This window comes from Tateyamaria rhodophyticola (assembly GCF_047777875.1).
Taxonomy (GTDB): Bacteria; Pseudomonadota; Alphaproteobacteria; order Rhodobacterales; family Rhodobacteraceae; genus Tateyamaria.
Genome location: NZ_CP180519.1, coordinates 1,574,003 through 1,590,781 on the forward strand (window position 1 = coordinate 1,574,003; position 16,779 = coordinate 1,590,781).

General features: G+C 60.6%; 14 protein-coding genes. 4 read left to right on the forward strand and 10 right to left on the reverse strand.

The genetic code is table 11. From position 1 onward, the window contains the following. Positions 1-16: 16 nt before the first annotated feature. The 5 genes from galE to cysQ all read right to left on the reverse strand — a co-directional run bounded on the left by galE (position 17) and on the right by cysQ (position 4,877). Positions 17-1,000: a UDP-glucose 4-epimerase GalE gene (gene galE / locus ACERHN_RS09395; protein WP_415922373.1), complete on the reverse strand. Its 984-nt coding sequence runs from the start codon at positions 998-1,000 to the stop codon at positions 17-19. A gap of 13 nt (positions 1,001-1,013) precedes the next feature. After that, a complete protein-coding gene (gene galU, locus ACERHN_RS09400) occupies positions 1,014-1,907 on the reverse strand; it encodes a UTP--glucose-1-phosphate uridylyltransferase GalU (RefSeq protein ID WP_415922374.1) in 894 nt (297 codons plus the stop codon). A gap of 140 nt (positions 1,908-2,047) precedes the next feature. Beyond that, positions 2,048-3,283 carry a glycosyltransferase family 2 protein gene (locus ACERHN_RS09405; protein WP_415922375.1) on the reverse strand — a complete coding sequence of 412 codons (1,236 nt, stop codon included), beginning with the start codon at positions 3,281-3,283 and terminating at the stop codon, positions 2,048-2,050. Continuing rightward, positions 3,280-4,080 (reverse strand): 3-deoxy-manno-octulosonate cytidylyltransferase, encoded by an 801-nt coding sequence (locus tag ACERHN_RS09410; RefSeq protein WP_415922376.1) that lies wholly within the window; start codon positions 4,078-4,080, stop codon positions 3,280-3,282. The genes ACERHN_RS09405 and ACERHN_RS09410 overlap by 4 nt, the downstream gene beginning before the upstream one ends. Further along, positions 4,080-4,877, reverse strand: coding sequence for a 3'(2'),5'-bisphosphate nucleotidase CysQ (gene cysQ / locus ACERHN_RS09415; protein ID WP_415922377.1), 798 nt, complete (start codon positions 4,875-4,877; stop codon positions 4,080-4,082). Before cysQ ends, ACERHN_RS09410 begins: the two co-directional genes overlap by 1 nt. Positions 4,878-4,991: 114 nt before the next feature. On the opposite strand from cysQ, the gene ACERHN_RS09420 reads away from it, so the two are divergent. Continuing rightward, the gene (locus tag ACERHN_RS09420) at positions 4,992-5,816 is read left to right on the forward strand and encodes an ABC transporter permease (protein WP_415922378.1); all 825 of its coding nucleotides are present in this window, start codon (positions 4,992-4,994) and stop codon (positions 5,814-5,816) included. A gap of 81 nt (positions 5,817-5,897) precedes the next feature. Here ACERHN_RS09420 and ACERHN_RS09425 read toward each other — a convergent pair whose 3' ends face one another. Beyond that, the gene (locus tag ACERHN_RS09425; RefSeq protein ID WP_415922379.1) at positions 5,898-6,272 is read right to left on the reverse strand and encodes a hypothetical protein; all 375 of its coding nucleotides are present in this window, start codon (positions 6,270-6,272) and stop codon (positions 5,898-5,900) included. A gap of 220 nt (positions 6,273-6,492) precedes the next feature. Then, the gene (locus ACERHN_RS09430) at positions 6,493-7,092 is read right to left on the reverse strand and encodes an alpha-ketoglutarate-dependent dioxygenase AlkB family protein (RefSeq protein WP_415922380.1); all 600 of its coding nucleotides are present in this window, start codon (positions 7,090-7,092) and stop codon (positions 6,493-6,495) included. A gap of 191 nt (positions 7,093-7,283) precedes the next feature. Between ACERHN_RS09430 and dnaK the strand changes: the two genes are divergently transcribed. The 3 genes from dnaK to radC all read left to right on the forward strand — a co-directional run bounded on the left by dnaK (position 7,284) and on the right by radC (position 11,348). Beyond that, a complete protein-coding gene (dnaK, locus tag ACERHN_RS09435; protein ID WP_415922381.1) occupies positions 7,284-9,200 on the forward strand; it encodes a molecular chaperone DnaK in 1,917 nt (638 codons plus the stop codon). An 80-nt stretch (positions 9,201-9,280) separates the two neighbouring features. Beyond that, a complete protein-coding gene (dnaJ, locus tag ACERHN_RS09440; RefSeq protein ID WP_415922382.1) occupies positions 9,281-10,429 on the forward strand; it encodes a molecular chaperone DnaJ in 1,149 nt (382 codons plus the stop codon). Between the two features lie 169 nt (positions 10,430-10,598). Continuing rightward, on the forward strand, positions 10,599-11,348 hold the full coding sequence (gene radC, locus ACERHN_RS09445; RefSeq protein ID WP_415922383.1) for a RadC family protein: 750 nt from the start codon (positions 10,599-10,601) through the stop codon (positions 11,346-11,348). A gap of 34 nt (positions 11,349-11,382) precedes the next feature. Here the strand turns inward: radC and ACERHN_RS09450 are convergent, their stop codons facing one another. The 3 genes from ACERHN_RS09450 to secA form a co-directional block, all read right to left on the reverse strand. Continuing rightward, positions 11,383-12,936, reverse strand: a complete 1,554-nt coding sequence (locus ACERHN_RS09450; protein WP_415922384.1) for a phosphate ABC transporter substrate-binding/OmpA family protein — start codon at positions 12,934-12,936, stop codon at positions 11,383-11,385. A gap of 24 nt (positions 12,937-12,960) precedes the next feature. Beyond that, entirely contained in the window at positions 12,961-13,974 is a 1,014-nt protein-coding gene (locus ACERHN_RS09455) for a hypothetical protein (RefSeq protein WP_415922385.1), read from the reverse strand. A 104-nt stretch (positions 13,975-14,078) separates the two neighbouring features. Further along, the gene (secA, locus tag ACERHN_RS09460; protein WP_415922386.1) at positions 14,079-16,775 is read right to left on the reverse strand and encodes a preprotein translocase subunit SecA; all 2,697 of its coding nucleotides are present in this window, start codon (positions 16,773-16,775) and stop codon (positions 14,079-14,081) included. Positions 16,776-16,779 lie beyond the last annotated feature (4 nt).

The window sequence follows — 16,779 nt, forward strand, 5'->3', positions numbered from 1 at the left end:
ACGTGCCGGAGGCGGGTTATGTGTCGTAGTGGCCAGTTTGATGCCATCTCCACGCGTCGGTGATCATCGTCTCGAGCGTGGACCGCGTGGGGGTCCAGCCCAGCTCTGTTTCGGCGCGGGTCGACCCGGACACCAGCTTGGTGCAATCGCCCGGACGCCGGTCGCCATCGACATATGGCACGCTCTGGTTCGTCACGGCGCGGGAATGGTCAATCACCTCGCGCACCGAAAACCCCGAGCCGGTGCCAAGGTTGAACACGCGGCTGCCCTTTCCGTCCTGCAACCACCGCATCCCCAGCACATGCGCATCCACCAGATCGCACACATGCACATAGTCGCGAATGCAGGTGCCGTCGGGCGTGGGGTAATCGGTGCCGAATACGGTCAGCGCGTCCCGCTTGCCAGCAATCGCGTCCAGCATCAGCGGGATCAAATGCGTCTCAGGCTGGTGGAACTCGCCCACCTCACCTTCGGGATCGGCACCCGCCACGTTGAAATAGCGGAAGATCACATGCTCCAGCCCATACGCCGCTTCGAAATCCCGCAGGATCTCTTCGATCGCGCGCTTGGATGCGCCATAGGCATTGATCGGATGCTGCGCGCTGTTTTCGTCCAGAACCACGTTGTCCTGATCCCCATAGGTGGCGCAGGTCGAGCTGAAAACGAACTTCATGCATCCCGCCGCAACCGCCGCCTCAATCAGGGTCAGCGACCCTTCGACATTGTTGCGCCAGTAGCGGCCCGGGTCCTTCATGCTTTCGCCGACCTGGCTCAGTGCCGCAAAATGCATGACCGCGACCGGTTTGTATTCCGCAAACACCGCATCCAGCCGCGCCCGGTCCAGCAGGTCAGCCTGCACAAATGGCCCGAACTTTACCGCATCAGACCACCCGGTTTCGAGATTGTCATAGGTTACAGGCGTATATCCCGCATTGCGCAGGGCCTTGCACGCGTGCGAGCCGATATAGCCCGCACCGCCAGTCACCAGAACATGTGCCAACGTGTGTCCTGCCTTATTCTGCGGCCTTGTCCATCGACACGACATCCTGGATGTAGCTCAACAGATCGTCCCGCAATTCCTCGCGTGCAAGACCGAACGACACGGTCGCCTGCAAGAAGCCGGACTTGGACCCGCAATCAAACCGCTGTCCCCGAAACCGGTAGCCGTAAACGCCCGTATCGCCGCCAATTTCCTTGGCAATGGCATCGGTCAACTGAATTTCACCGCCTGCCCCGGATTTCATCTGGTTCAAGGACCGCAAGACGGACGGGTTGAGGATATACCGCCCGATCACCGCAAGGTTGGACGGCGCTTCGTCGGCATTGGGCTTTTCGACCATACCTTTGACTTCGACCATCTGACCCATATCGGTCTGCACATCCAGCACGCCATAGGAGGACGTCTTTTCCTGCGGCACTTCCATTGCTGCGACAACGTTCCCGCCGGTTTCCTCATACGCCTCGACCATCTGGGCCAGGCACGGTTTTTCGGCGGCAATAACGTCATCGGGCAAGATGACCGCAAAAGGCTCATTCCCGATCAGACGGCGCGCACACCAAACGGCATGGCCAAGGCCAAGGGCCTTGTGCTGCCGGACATAGGCGATGGCGCCGCTGTCCATGTTGGTGTCCTTGAGAACTTCCAGCAGTTCCGTTTTGTTTTTCTTGCGCAGCTCCTGTTCGAGCGTGGGCGCGAGATCAAAATAGTCCTCAAGCGCACCTTTGCCGCGCGACGTGACAAAGATGAATTCCTTGATCCCGGCAGCGCGTGCTTCATCAATGGCGTATTGGATCAACGGACGATCCACCAATGTCATGATTTCCTTGGGCACCGATTTCGTCGCGGGCAGGAAACGCGTTCCCAGTCCGGCCACCGGAAAAATTGCCTTCGTTAATTTCTTACCCATGGTCTTTCCCCACATCTGCACCTGCTCGGCACCGGGTCGCGGTGCGTTCCGCTATCCCTAGTTGCCACACTGTATCTGATAAATGTCCTACACATCAAATTTATGCGCGAAAGGGGAACTGTTGCGTTAACACGCCAAAATCAGAGGGGAATCAGACGCTGTTTGGCGACACGTCGCCGTTCCCGGGCGATCCGGGTGGCGAAAGTTTGCAGACGGATCGCGGGCTCATCACGCTCGGCCCGACCCCACAGCCCGCCCGTCTGCTCCCAATACCCTTCGGGATCAAAACGCACGTGATGATAAAGCGTGCTGGGCGACAAAAGGATCAGCGTCACACGCTCACCCTTGCTTGCGCGGTCTGCCGCCGCGCGGCGCAAGCGGGCGCGTTGCCAGATGCGCCCGGTCAGAACGACACCTTCGCCCGCACGCGCAGGCATGGGGCGAAAGGCCCACGCCGCACTTTGCGCCACAACAGCGCCGCCGCGCTTGCGTTCCAGCCCCTGACCGTACCCCTGATCCAACCGCCGCATCAGCCGTCTGACATCGCCCGGCTCCAGAAGCCCCGACATCATGTGACCCAAAAGCCTGCGCCGCTCTGCCAAACGCTGCGTGCCCCAATGCGCACGCCGGTCACTTTCTGCCACGTACTTGCGCTGAAACACGGCCCAGCTTGACCCGATATCAAACAGATCGCGCGGCACGCGGTCAGGCCTGCGGCGCGGGCTCGCGGCATAGCCGTGATGCACCTCGGCCAGGGGCACGATCGCGGTGGCGTAACCGGCCCGCATCACCCGCAGGTTCAGGTCCGTTTCATCAAGGTAAAAGGCAAACCCCGGGTCGAACCCCTCCAGCGCCACCAATACGTCGCGGCGCACCGCCATGTTGGTGCCTTCGGTTTTGATCGCCCGCCCGCCCTTGGGCTTGAACACCGTCGCGCGCGTCATGCTGACATCCAGCGGTGTCGTCGCGCCCCGGCTGTCCACACTGCGGGCGCGCCACTGATACGAGATCCCGTTGCGTCCGCGCACGAACCCGCCGACGCACGCCACCTCATCCTTGGCGAACGGCGCCGTCAGAAAGGTCAGCCAGCTTGGTTCCGGCACCGCGTCATCGTCGATAAAGGCGACGATCTCGCCCGCCGCATGACTGATCCCGAGATTGCGCGCCTGCGAGATATTGGCGAGGTCAAAGGACACGATCTTGAGGTTGTCGGCAAATGGCATTGCCTGTGCCGCGGCGAACCCCGCCTGGTCGGCAACCACCACGACTTCGAATGTTGGATATTGCAGCTGCGCAATCGCTTCCAGACACCGGCGCAACGCATCCGGCCGGTCGCGGCTGACCACCACAACGCTGACCGAAAGCGCGTCACTCATACCAGACCCATCGCTGCCATCATCGCCTCGATCCGGGGCACGTCCGACGGATTGTTCAGCTCCCAGAACTGGCGCCCCCGCGCCTCCACCTCAACGCAGAGCACCTGCCGCCCGTTCTCCAGAAACCGCAACTGCTCCAACCCTTCAAGCGTCTCAAGCGGCCCGACGGACCACGACGGATAGGCGGCCAACGCAGCCGGGCGGTACGCATAAACCCCCACATGGTGAAAGACGGGCGTCTCATCCGTGTCGGCAAAGGTCTGACCGGTGAACGGGATCACCTCCTTGGAAAAGTAGAGCGCGCGTCCACCGACACCGAACACGGCCGTCGTGCCACCGACGCGGCCCGCCCTGCGGTCCTCCAGAAACCCGTTCAGCGTCGCGCCATCGCAGCGCAGTACCGGCGTTGCAATCTCGGCCTCTGGTGCAGCGCGCAAACCGTCGACCAGCGCTTCGATGAACCACGGCGGGGTCAGCGGCGCGTCCCCCTGCAGGTTCACCACGATCTCATGATCCGCGCCCAGAACGTCATACGCCTCCGCGCATCGTTCCGTGCCGTTGGCGCAGGTCTCTGAGGTCATCACAACCTCGGCCCCGAACCCGGCACACGCCTCGGCGATGCGGTCATCATCGGTTGCAACCACGACACAGTCCACACCGGACACCTCGCCCGCCGCGCGCCAACTGCGCTCGATCAAGCTGCGCGCTTCACCGCTGGCACCGGTCAGGCTGACCAGCGGTTTGCCCGGATAGCGGGTGGACGCATAGCGCGCCGGGATAACAACAAGGACAGACATCAACCCGCCTTCAGATCAACAGCAGGCGCATAGGCGATGAAGAACGGGTTGGCATAACCCTCCTTGCCATAGGCCAGCGGCGTCAGATCATCGAACCGAACCACGGCACCACCCGCACCGGACAACACCGCGTGACCGGCGGCCGTGTCCCACTCCATCGTGCGACCCAGACGCGGATACAAATCCGCCTCACCCGTCGCCACCAGACAGAATTTCAGCGACGAACCTGCGCTTTTCATATCCTTGACCGCGTACTGGTTGATGTAATCATCCGTCGCCTGATCGCGGTGCGATTTGGAGGCGACGACCATCAGGGCGTCATTATCACTGCTGGCCACATTGATCGGGGACAGCGTGCCGATGCTGTCGCGGTCAAAGGGGCCGGTTTCCTCCACCGACTGCCCATCCGCCTGCGTCAGAAACATGCGCCCGCGCGCCGGTGCATAGACGACGCCGCGTGTGGGCACGCCGCCCTCGACCAGCGCGATGTTGACCGTAAAGTCACCCCGCCGGTGAATGAACTCCTTGGTCCCGTCCAGCGGATCCACAATCAGGAACGTATCCCCCGTGGTGTCATGCGTCGCGGCCTGCTCCTCGGTCACCAGCATCACATCCGGAAACGCCGCCCGCAGCCCCGCCGAAATCAGCGCATCCGCCGCCTCGTCCGCTTCTGTCACCGGGCTGGCGTCGGACTTAACCTTCACGTCGAAATCATCACCTTCGTAGATCTCCATGATCTTAGCGCCCGCCTCGATGGCCAGACGGCGTATCACCGGGATCAACTGCTCGTAGTCCATGGTTTTGCCTTCCCACGCGGTTTTGTTGATAATTTATATGACGCCCCTTATGCTGCGCTGCTAACGGATCATCAAGAAATCCCTGCGACGTTACCGCATCCGAGGCACGAGACCATGTTCAGATCCGCCCGCAAACCACAGACGAGCCTTGGCGCTGCCTTGGCCATGTTCGAGGTGATTTATCACTCGATCGTGCGCAGCGTACGGAAAAGCCACAACAACGCGTTCATGGCGATCCTGATGAACATGTTGCAGGCCATCGTGTTCGTGATGGCATTCTACGTGATGTTTTCGGTGCTGGGCCTGCGCGGGGCCGCGATCCGCGGTGATTTCCTGCTGTATATCATGTCGGGCATTTTTCTGTTTCTGACACACACCAAGTCCCTTGGTGCCGTGGCAGGGTCCGAAGGCCCGGCAAGCCCGATGATGCAGCACGCGCCGATGAACACGGTGGTGTCCATCGTGTCCGCCGCTCTGGGCGCGCTCTATATTCAGGTGCTGTCGCTGTTTGCGATCCTGTTCATCTACCACGTCGCCTTTACGCCGGTCACGATCGAACAACCGTTCGAGGCGTTCGGAATGCTGTTGGTCGCGTGGTTCACGGGATGTGCGTTGGGGGTAGTCCTGCTGGCGCTCAAGCCGTGGTTTCCGACCTTCGTGTCGCTGTTTTCCACCATTTACCAACGGGCCAACATGATCGCGTCGGGCAAGATGTTCGTGGCCAACACGCTGCCGGGTTTCATGCTGGCCATGTTTGACTGGAACCCGTTGTTCCACGCCATCGATCAATCGCGCGGTTACGTGTTCATCAATTACAATCCGCGCTATTCCACCTGGGAATACGCGTTCTGGGTTGGTGTCGTGCTGTTGATGATTGGCTTGATGGGCGAATTCTACACCCGGCGCCACGCCTCCATCAGCTGGAGTGCACGGCGGTAAGCGAACCGGCACGCGTGTCCCACAACCGGAACGCAAAAAAAGACCCGCCAAAATGGCGGGCCTTTCTCTTTAACCGATATATTAGTCGGTCAGGATGATCCGTGCTGTTTCATTCGGATCTGCGGTACCCGACAGGCCCACATCAAGCTCGGTTTCGGTGGCTTGCAGCACCAGACGGTCGTCCGCAAACTTCACCTTGCCTTCTTCGGCCACGACATAGACCACTTCGCTGTCGATGTTCGACGAATTCGCAGTATCAATGACGAATGTCGCTTCGCCACCGTCCAGGTCAACGTCGGTCAGCACACCGAACAGTTTGCCGTCGCTGGTGTAGACCTCAGAGCCGTTCGCAGCTTGCATTGTTGTCACGTCATCAAACGAAAACGTGGCGGCAAATGCAGCCGGGGCAGCGATCAGAGTTGCAGCGGTAGCAGCGGCGATTGTAAAGCGTTTCATTGTCTTCTCCTTTCGAAGTCAGTTATGCTGTACCAATGCGCGGCAGCGGGTTCAGTTCCTTGAAATCGCAGAAAAAAGCGCAAAAAAATCTGGCAGATTTTTCGGAACAAAACGTGCGCAACCGCGTTCGCGCGCCGCGCGATTCCTTTCTATGGGGCGCTGCTGTCTGTCTCCCGCCGCACCACCACGCACGTCGCAAACAGGCAATCGCAATGGCCGCTCACCGCACCACCCGGCACGTCAGGTTGATCCGCCCGCCCTTGGGCAACAAGGATGATGACCGGAACCGGATCCGATCCACTCCGTGATAGGTCAGGCGCGCATCGCCCCCCATCACGACCACGTCCCCGGACTCCAGCCACACCGACTCTGTCTTGCCCCCACGCTCGGTATTGCCGATCCGGAACAATCCCGCGTCCCCAAGGCTCACCGACAGCACAGGCCATCGAAAATCTGCCTCATCCCGATCCTGGTGCATGCCCATCCGCGCACCCTCACCGTAGAAATTGATCAGACAGCAATCCGGCGCGCGGTCGAGCCCCGTCAACTCGTGCCAAAGGCTCAGCACGCCGTCCGGGATTGGCGGCCACGGGGACCCGCTCGGATGTGTCTCGGCGTAGCGATACCCCGACCGGTCCGAATACCACCCCACGGACCCCGCCGATGTCATCCGCACCGACATCGGCTTGCCATAAGGCGTGTCCGGCGAAAACAGCGGCGCCGCGGCCACAACGCCCCGGATATCGTCGACGAATCCGGCCTGTGCCGCGGCATCCAGATGCCCCTTGTAGATGTCGAATCCGCGAACAGAGAGCTTCATGACCCAATCCGATCAATTTTAGACGCATTTTTGGGCCTTCTGCGCCAACCGCAATGGTTGCAGGCCCAAACCACCCTCCTTATATACGCCGCAGCGCGCGAGACACCTCGTGCAAACAGATCGGGACGTCGATGCCGACACGGGTCGCCGCCTCGGGACATCGCCTTGAAGACATAAGAGGGATCGAAAACATGGCCAAAGTCATTGGTATTGACCTGGGAACCACCAACAGCTGCGTCGCCATCATGGATGGCAGCCAGCCACGCGTCATCGAAAACGCAGAAGGCGCGCGGACAACTCCGTCCATCGTCGCATTCACCGAAAACGAACGGCTCGTCGGCCAGCCCGCCAAACGGCAGGCGGTGACGAACCCCGACAACACAATCTTTGGTGTGAAACGCTTGATCGGCCGCCGCAACGACGATGCGGATCTGGCCAAGGACAAGAAAAACCTGCCCTTCAACGTGATTGACGGCGGCAATGGCGACGCTTGGGTCGAGGCACGCGGCGAAAACTACTCGCCTAGCCAGATCAGCGCCTTCATCCTGGGCAAGATGAAAGAGACCGCCGAAAGCTATCTCGGCGAAGACGTCACGCAAGCCGTGATCACCGTCCCCGCCTATTTCAACGACGCACAGCGTCAGGCGACCAAGGACGCGGGCAAGATCGCTGGCCTCGAAGTGCTGCGGATCATCAACGAACCGACCGCTGCCGCGCTCGCCTATGGCCTCGACAAGGAAAATTCGCAAACCATCGCCGTCTATGACCTCGGCGGCGGTACATTCGACGTAACCATCCTCGAAATCGACGACGGCCTGTTCGAAGTGAAATCCACCAACGGTGACACGTTCCTGGGTGGTGAAGATTTCGACATGCGCATCGTGAACTACCTCGCCGAGGAGTTCAAAAAAGAGCACGCCGTCGACCTCACACAGGACAAAATGGCCCTGCAGCGCCTCAAGGAAGCTGCCGAAAAGGCCAAGATCGAACTGTCCTCCGCGAACCAGACCGAGATCAACCAGCCGTTCATCTCGATGGGCTCGAACGGCCAGCCGCTGCACATGGTCATGAAACTGACCCGTGCCAAGCTGGAACAGCTGGTGGGCGACCTGATCAAATCGTCGATGAAGCCGTGCCAGGCTGCGCTCAAGGATGCGGGCCTGTCCGCGTCCGACATTGATGAGGTTGTCCTCGTCGGTGGTATGACCCGCATGCCCCGCGTGGTCGAGGAAGTAACGAAGTTCTTCGGCAAAGAGCCGCACAAGGGTGTGAACCCGGACGAAGTGGTTGCCATGGGCGCCGCCATTCAGGCCGGCGTTCTGCAAGGCGACGTCAAGGATGTGGTTCTGCTCGACGTGACCCCGCTGTCCATGGGTATCGAAACGCTGGGTGGCGTGTTCACACGCCTGATCGACCGCAACACGACGATCCCCACGAAGAAGTCCCAGATCTTCTCGACAGCCGAAGACAACCAGAACGCGGTGACCATCCGGGTCTTCCAGGGTGAGCGTGAGATGGCGGCCGACAACAAGATTCTCGGCAACTTCAACCTCGAAAACATCCCGCCCGCCCCGCGCGGCATGCCCCAGATCGAAGTGACCTTCGACATCGACGCCAACGGCATCGTGTCGGTCGGCGCCAAGGACAAGGGCACCGGCAAGGAGCAGCAGATCACGATCCAGGCTTCTGGCGGTCTGTCCGATGAGGACATCGAACAGATGGTCAAGGACGCCGAAGACAACGCCGAGGCGGACAAGGAACGTCGCGAGCTGATCGAGGCGAAAAACCAGGCCGAAAGCCTCATCCACTCGACCGAAAAGTCGATGGAAGAGCATTCGGACAAGGTTGACCCGACCACGATCGAGGCGATCGAACTGGCCATTGCCGCGCTCAAGGATGACCTCGAGGACGAAGGCGCCGGTGCAGAGAAGATCAAATCCGGCATCCAGAACGTCACTGAGGCGGCCATGAAGCTGGGCGAGGCGATCTATAAGGCGGCACAAGAAGACGGCGAAGAGGAGCCAGCAGGCGCCGATGAGCCGCGCGATGACGGTGACGATATCGTGGACGCCGAATTCGAAGACCTCGACGACGACAAACGCGCCTGATTTTGGGCCTCAGAGGAACCAATCAACGAGGCCGGTCCCAACAGGGCCGGCCTTGCACGTTCCAGCAAAGGACATGATCCATGGCCAAACGTGACTATTATGACGTGCTTGGCGTCTCCAAGGGCGCCTCTGCGGACGAAATCAAAAAGGGCTTTCGCAAGAAGGCCAAGGAATTGCACCCCGACCGCAACGCCGACAATCCCAATGCCGAAGCGCAGTTCAAAGAGGCCAACGAAGCCTACGAAGTGCTCAAGGACGCCGATAAGAAGGCGGCTTATGACCGCTATGGTCACGCCGCTTTCGAAGGTGGCATGGGGGGTGGCGGACGCCCCGGCGGCGGCTTTGGCGGCGGTCAACAGGACTTTACCGACGCGTTTTCGGACATGTTCGGGGACCTCTTTGGCGACTTCGGCGGTCGCGGGGGCGGCGGCGGACGCCGCGCCGCGCGCGGCTCCGACCTGCGCTACAACCTGCGCATCTCGCTCGAAGACGCCTTTGCGGGCATGCAAAAGTCGATCAACGTCCCGACCTCTGTATCCTGCGGATCGTGCAACGGCACCGGTGCCGAAGGCGGCTCTGAACCCGCCACCTGCCCGACCTGCTCCGGCATGGGCAAGGTGCGCGCACAACAGGGCTTCTTTACCGTCGAACGCACGTGCCCGACATGCTCCGGCCTCGGCCAGATCATCAAGGATCCGTGCAAGGTCTGCGCGGGCGCGGGTCGCGTGGAAAAGGATCGCGCGCTCAGCGTGAACATCCCCGCAGGCGTCGAAACCGGCACCCGCATCCGCCTCGCAGGCGAGGGCGAGGCCGGCATGCGCGGCGGCCCCACGGGCGACCTCTACATTTTCATCGAGGTGAGCGACCACAAGCTGTTCGAGCGGGACGGCACCAACCTGTTCTGTCGCGTTCCGGTCAGCATGGGCACCGCTGCCCTGGGCGGCAGCATCGAGGTCCCCACCATCGACGGTGGCCGTGGCCGCGTGCAGATCCCCGCCGGGTCACAGTCGGGCCGTCAGATGCGCCTGCGCTCCAAAGGCATGCCCGCCCTGCGCGGCGGCGGCACGGGCGACATGTTCATCGAACTGGCCGTCGAAACCCCGGTGAACCTGACAGCACGTCAAAAGGAACTGCTTCGCGAATTCGAAGACCTCTCCGAAGAGAATAACCCCGAATCCAGCAGCTTCTTTTCCTCCGTCAAATCCTTCTGGGATTCGATGAAGGGCTGACACCAGGACACAAGCCGACACAAACGGATGATGGGCAGTCCTTGCCCATCACACAGCCGCAGTGCACCAAAACGGTGCACACCCTGTGCACAGTCTGTGTACGCAGTGTGCCCCCGTTTTTTCGCGTCGGTTAACCGTTCATTCACCACGACTGCGTCACTGTTGGGACATGTCTGAATTTGCCGAACAACCGCTCCCTTTTGACCTTGATGAAGCGCTGCCTGTCGCGATCCCCAAGGGGCGCACACCGTCCTACATGGCGGATCACCGCAAGCGTTTGCGCAGCCGTTTCATGGACGGCGGGGCCGCTGCCCTGCCTGATTACGAGATGTTGGAACTGGTGCTGTTTCGCGCAATTCCACGGCAGGATGTCAAACCGCTGGCACATCTGCTGATGGCGGAATTTGGCGACTTCAATCGCGTCGTATCCGCCCCTGCCGAACGGCTCCGCGCGCTCAAGGGTGTGGGGGATGCCGTCATTTGCGAGCTGAAAATCATCGAAGCCGCGGCCCAGCGCCTCGCACGCGCCAAAGTATTGAACAAACAGGTGATTTCCAGTTGGGACGCGTTGCTGGATTACTGCCACACGACCATGGCCCACCGCGAAACGGAACAGTTTCGCGTCCTCTATCTCGACCGAAAGAATGTGCTGATCGCGGATGAAGAGCAGGCCAAGGGCACCGTGGACCATGTCCCTGTCTACCCGCGCGAGGTGGCCAAACGCGCGCTGGAACTCAACGCTTCCGCGCTGATCCTCGTGCACAACCACCCCTCCGGTGATCCGACCCCGAGCCAGTCGGATATCGACATGACCGAGCAAATCGAAACCGCCTGCCAAGCGCTCGGCCTGACGCTGCACGACCACCTGATTGTCGGGAAATCGCGTGAATTGAGTTTCAAATCAGAAGGTTACCTCTGATGGCGGGCCGGCAAATTTTGCAAAATTTGCCCGCCTACCGAACCCAAACCTCCACCCGGCGATTGGCTTGACGGCCCCATGCGCTCTCATCACAGGCCATCGGCAACGCCTCCCCGAACGCGTCCACACTCAAATCGATCCGATCAAAATTCGCCGTCTCCGCCGCAGCGATCAAGGCGCGCCGCACCGCCTCCGCGCGGCGCAACGCAATGTTGCGATTGGTTTCGGCCGGACCATCCCCATCACTGAACCCCGCCAACAGCATCTGCCGCGCGTCGTATTTGCCTTGCTCAAGGGCCCGCGCCAATTGCTGCACATTTGACCGCGATTGCGCGTCCAGCCGAACCGACCCGGTTTCAAACCGGAACGAAATCGACAGCCGGGTCATGGGGTAAAGCGTACGCGTCATCCGCTGCAACTCTTCCAACGAAACCTCCGGACCTGCGGACGTCACCGCATTGGCAAATCGGTAGCCTTGCGCGTTGATCGAAACTTCCTCCGGTGCCTGATCCACAAACCCCGCGCGGCGGATCATCACCTGCGCCGACGCCCCCCGCGTGAACGACAGAAAGTCGCGCGCGACCTTGGGCAACCGCCGCGCCGGCAGGTACAGGAACATGGGCGCTGTCAGCGGATAATCCTCTGTCTTGATCGTCCCGCGCGTCGCCGACAGCGAAAACCCACACGGTCCCGCAAGGCTCAGCGCGCGGGCGTTGCCCACCTCCGCAAAACTCGCAATACCAAGCGCAAACGGATCGCGGTTCACTGCATCCACCAGGTCCACACCGCGATCATGACGCGCGATGCCGTCTGTCAGCGAATAACCAACAGGCCCCATCACATCGTCTTCGACCGCTTGGCCCAAACCCGTCCGCGCCCCCGGCAAATGCAGCGCTATGGGCGCATCCGCGCCCCCCAAGGCGGACCAATTGGTGATACGCCCCGCAAACACCTCCGCCAGCGCGGTCGGAGAAATCGTATCTACCGGATTGGACGGTGAAACGACCGGCACCATCGCGTCCAGCGCCAGAACGCGGCTGCGATTGGCCTGCGTCAGGTCGCCCAGTCCCGCATCCCGCGCACGCGCACGTTCGTCTGGCCGGATTTCGCGCAACGCCATGACGATATCCGCGTCATTGGCCAAAAGGTCCGCAAACCCTTCATCCGTATTGGACACCCAGACATAGAACCGCGCAACCGGTTGATCATCACTCTCGTTGCGCAGTTCATAGGTATAGGTCTTGTCGTCCGTATCGTATCGCACCGCGGTATAGTCATTCCGCAGCGCAAACCCTTCGAGCAAGGCGGGCAGCAGTACAGCGCCCATCGTTGCGGACCCGGACACGCTGATCTCGGCAACAAAATTCTGAAGGTTGGGGCACGCCGGGCCGTCGCATTGCACGCCCGATCCATCAACCGTCAGCTCACCATAGATCGTCTCGACCCGGTAGAACTCACCATCAAAGCCCAAAAGCGTCCCGCTGATTTCCACGCGCCCATCGGGCGAGGTCAGCGTGACGTCCTGTGCGGCCAGCGCAGTGCCAAAAAGGGAAAGTGCGGCGCATAACGCCGCACGAAGCCATACCATCCGGGATCATTGCCCTTGTTGCGATCAGTTGGATGCAACTTTCATATCTGTGACCAGATTGTTCAACACCAGAAAGTCACCAACCGCATCACATCCCGGTACGGCCAGTGTCAGATCCTGTGTCGTCATTTCACCACGTTGGGAAAACTCGAGCGTTTGCGCTTCGATCTCGAGGCCGCAGTTTTGCGCGTTGATCTCGGTTTCAACGCTGAGATCAATCAACCCGTCACGGTCCGATTGCGCCGAGGCGAAGGTATAGACTTCGGCAAAGAGCGGGTCCGACAATTCAGGGTCGCCCAGGCTCATCAGGAAACCGGAATCGCCGTCCAAGAGGTTTCCGTCCTGCACAGCGCCACCCGACCATACGTGGCCGTCGTCACCATAGTTGGCACCAAACTCGCGCGCATGCAGCTGGAACCCGGCGTCACCGCGCCACTGCAAAGCGACGCGAGAGAAATCCGCGAGATCAGGGATCGGGGTCTGAGCGACCGCGCCGTCCCCATTCGAGAACGCCAGGATGAAAACTGCCTCCGCCGACAAGGCCGGCACCAGCACCGACAATGCGCCGTTGGCGTCAGTTGTTTCGCTAAAAATCAAACCGTTGTGGTGGACCGTGAGGCGTTCGTTCGGCGCACAAGGCGCCATGAGATCGAGCACCGCCATAGCGCCCGGCACGGCATTGGCGGTCGCGGTCATATCGCATTCGGCAATCTGTGGTGCGGCATCGTCTGTCAACGGTGGCAGCGTTTCATTTGCAGGCGCTGCGACACGCTGAACCTGTTCATCAATGACCGGAACCGTCGGCTGTACGGTTTCGCTGGCCGAGGTCAGCTCAATCGCTTCGACCTTGATGAACTCATCAGCGCCCACGCTTTCGAGGATCTCTTCGGCGGGTGCAGCGTCCTGAACGGCAATCGGGGTCGGTGCGCCCGCGCCATAACGTTCCTGCGCGGCTTCGCTGCGCTGCATGACAAACCCAATGCCAACGGCAATGGCCAGCGTTCCCACCGCTGTAACGATTTCCTTCTTATGCGACATGGTCCCACGCCCTTTCGACGGATTGGTTCCGTCAACACGTCGCGCAAAAGTTGGGCCAGCTTATGGCCCGCTGTGGGAGTCTTTGCGGCAGGAATGGGGCGCGATCAAACGCGCCCGTGGCAATGCTTGAACTTTTTGCCGGACCCGCACGGGCAGGGATCGTTCCGCCCCGGACTGCCCCAGGTGGACGGATCACTTGCGTCAAAGCCATTTGCCACCGCCTCGGCCGTCGGTTCCGGCAGAGCATCTTCGGCGGCGACTTGCTGCGCTGCGGCCTGTTGCGCTGCAACCTGCGCCAACATCTCCTGCTGTTCCTCTTCGGTCAGCGGGCGGATACGGGCGAGCTTGTTCGTCACTTCGGTCCGCAGGCTTTCCAGCATCACTTCGAAAAGCTGGAACGCCTCGTTCTTGTACTCATTGAGCGGATCACGCTGGGCATAACCGCGGAAACCCACAACCGACCGCAGGTGTTCCAGCGTCAAAAGGTGTTCACGCCATTTGCTGTCGATCGCCTGCAGGACCAGCTGCTTTTCGATGCTGCGCATATTCTCGGCACCAAAGGCTTCGAGCTTTTCCGCCAGCATCGCATCACTGGCAGCGATCAGGCGTTCGCGGATCTGTTCGTCATCAACGCCTTCTTCTTCGCACCACTCCATGACCGGCGCATTCACACCCAGGTTTTCGATCACCGCAGCATAGAGACCTTCGCTGTCCCACTGATCGGCATAGGAGCCTTCGGGCATGTATTCGTCGATCAGATCATCCACGACCTCATCCCGCATGTCGTTCGTGATCTCGGACAGGTCCTCGGCTTCCATGATCTCACGACGTTGTGCGAACACGACCTTGCGCTGGTCATTCATGACGTCGTCGAATTTCAAAAGCTGCTTGCGGATGTCAAAGTTGCGGCCTTCGACCTTGGCCTGCGCACGCTCCAGCGACTTGTTCACCCATGGGTGAATGATCGCCTCGCCTTCTTCGAGACCCAGCGTCTTGAGCACTTTGTCCAGACGGTCAGAGCCAAAGATGCGCATCAAGTCGTCTTCGAGCGACAAGTAGAACGACGTGCGGCCCGGGTCGCCCTGACGACCCGAACGACCGCGCAGCTGATTGTCGATGCGGCGGCTTTCGTGACGTTCAGACGCAAGCACCAACAGGCCGCCGGCCTCCAGCACTTTCTTCTTTTCGTCTTCGTGCTCTGCCTCTATCCGAGACCGGATGGCTTCGGGATCAGCCTCCGGGTCCGCTGTGATCGCCTCAAGCACCTTCATCTCGACGTTCCCGCCAAGCTGAATGTCCGTTCCGCGGCCCGCCATGTTGGTCGCAATCGTCACCGCGCCCAGCTTGCCCGCATCGGCGATGATCTGCGCTTCCTGCTCGTGCTGGCGCGCATTCAGAACGTTGTGCGCAATCCCTTCGGCCTTGAGCGCCTCGGAGAACATCTCGGACTTGTCGATGGACGTGGTGCCCACGAGGATCGGCTGACCCTTGGCATTGCCCTTCTTGATCTCTTCGATGATCGCTTTGTATTTCTCACCGGCGGTGCGATAGACCTGATCGTCCTCGTCCACGCGCGCGATCGGACGGTGTGTCGGCACCTCAACCACGCCCAGCCCGTAGATTTCAGCAAACTCTTCCGCCTCGGTCGCCGCTGTGCCGGTCATGCCGGACAGTTTGTTGTAAAGCCGGAAGTAATTCTGAAAGGTCACGGAGGCCAGCGTCTGGTTCTCCGGCTGGATCTTGACCTCTTCCTTGGCCTCCAGCGCCTGATGCAGGCCGTCGGACAGACGCCGACCGGTCATCATGCGCCCGGTGAATTCATCAATCAGGACGACCTCGCCGTTGCGGACGATGTAATCCTTGTCTTTCGTGAACAGTTTGTGCGCACGCAGGCCCTGGTTCACGTGGTGCACGATGGTCGCGCTTTCCGGATCATAAAGCGACGCTTCTTCCTCGATCATACCCCGGGCGCGCAACTGTTCCTCGATGAACTCGTTGCCGTCCTCGGTGAACGTCACGCTGCGCTGTTTTTCGTCCAACTCGTAATGTTCGTCCTGAATGAGCGGGATCAGACCGTCGATGGTCACGTACATCTCGGACCGGTCCTGAAGCGGGCCGGAGATCACCAGAGGCGTCCGCGCCTCGTCGATCAGGATACTGTCTACTTCGTCCACGATGGCAAAGTTGTGCCCCCGCTGCACCATCTGTTCGATGGAGGGTTTCATGTTGTCGCGCAGGTAATCAAAGCCCAACTCGTTGTTGGTGGCATACGTGATGTCGCATGCATAAGCCGCGCGCTTGGTCTCTTCGTCCATGCCGGCATAGGCAACACCGGTGGTCAGGCCCAAGGCACCGAACACCTTGCCCATCCATTCGGCATCCCGCTGCGCCAGATATTCGTTGACTGTCACCACATGCACACCCTTGCCGGTCAGCGCGTTGAGGTACGCGGCAAAGGTGGCGGTCAGGGTCTTGCCCTCGCCCGTTTTCTGTTCGGCGATATTGCCTTGATGCAGGAACAGCCCACCCATCAGCTGCGTATCGAACGCCCGCAGACCAAGTGCGCGTTTCGCGGCCTCACGACAGTTGGCGAATGCTTCGGGCAGCAGGCTGTCCAGATCTTCGCCACCCATGGCGCGCTGCGCCAGCGCCTCGGTCTTGTCCTTGAGGCCCTCGTCGCTCAGCGCTTCGAATTCCGGCTCCAGCGCGTTGACCTGATCGATGATCGGCCGGACGCTTTTGATCTTGCGATCATTGGGGGTGCCGAACACCTTTTTGGTGAGGGTCGAAAAACCGAGCATACCG